This is a genomic window from Nocardioides bruguierae, assembly GCF_023656415.1.
Lineage (GTDB): Bacteria > Actinomycetota > Actinomycetes > Propionibacteriales > Nocardioidaceae > Nocardioides > Nocardioides bruguierae.
Map to the genome: position 1 here is coordinate 1 of NZ_JAMOIL010000069.1, position 1209 is coordinate 1209.

Annotated in this window: 1 protein-coding gene; it reads right to left on the reverse strand. The window is 66.3% G+C overall.

Translation table 11 applies throughout. The features are described from left to right. Positions 1-1199, reverse strand: a 1199-nt coding sequence (locus M8330_RS21645; protein ID WP_372490290.1) for an IS30 family transposase, incomplete at its 3' end; no start/stop codon positions are given. Positions 1200-1209 lie beyond the last annotated feature (10 nt).

A 1209-nucleotide genomic window follows, 5' to 3' on the forward strand; every position in this document is an offset into this window, starting at 1 on the left:
CCCGACAGTAGTGCGTCGAGTTCCTCCGCGGGGGTGCGCCACTTCAGTGTCTTGCGAGGACGGGCGTTGAGCTCGGCGGCGATCTGATCGAGCATCCCGGGTCCGTAGAACGAGAGGTCCTCGCTCTTGGGGAGGTACTGGCGCAGCAGGCCGTTGGTGTTCTCGTTGCTGCCCCGCTGCCAAGGCGAGTGTGGATCGCAGAAGTAGATCGACAGTCCGGTGGCCTCCGCGATCTGGACATGGTGAGCCATCTCCGAGCCCTGGTCCCAGGTCAGTGATCGACGTAGCTGCTCGGGCAGCATGGCCATCTTCGCCACCATCGCTTCCTGGACTATGTCGGCGGTGTGGCCGCCCGGCAGGTGCAGCAGCATCACGAACCGGGTGCTGCGCTCGACCAGCGTCCCGACCGCGGACCCTGACTGAGTGGATCCGAGGATCAGATCACCTTCCCAGTGCCCCGGGACCGCGCGATCCTCGACCTCAGGAGGCCGTTCGCTGATCATCACCATCCCCGCGAACCGCTGCCGGCGCTGATCTGGCTGGCGGTGGGGTTTGCGTAGCGTGCGGCCGGTGCGCAGGTGGCGGGCAAGTTCTCGCTTCAGTCCGCCTCGGGACTGCACGTACAACGACTGATAGATCGTCTCGTGCGACACCCGCATCTCCGCATCGTCGGGGAAGTCCTCACGCAGTCGCCGGGCGATCTGCTCGGGGCTGTGGTTCTGTCCCAGTCGATCTTGCACCTCGTGCCGCAGCCGCAGGCTGGTGGCCAACTTCGCGGGCTTGGGACGCCGAGCACGCCGGTCGGCCTTGCTCTGTGCGTTGACCGCACCGTAGTTGTCTTTCGGACCCCGAGCGGTGGCGTTGCGGGCCAGCTCCCGCGTGATCGTCGACCGGTGACGCCCCAACCTCCTCGCGATCTCTGCGGGATGGACCTTCGCGGCATGCAGCGCCTCGATGCGGCACCGCTCCGCATAGCTCAACGACCTGGACGGCTCCACCAGTCTCGGTTTCACGCCGCCAGACTCGGTCAACCAACGCAGCACGATCCGATCCGACACTCCAAGCGCCGCTCCGGCATCAAGCCAGGACCGATGCTCAGGAACCAGCTCCCAGAAAGCTCTCTCGACGCTCCGCCGTACCCGCGGCCGGCCTCCGACACCCATACACCCCTCCAGGGCTAGGTGTTGCGACCACCGCATGAACCCAAGC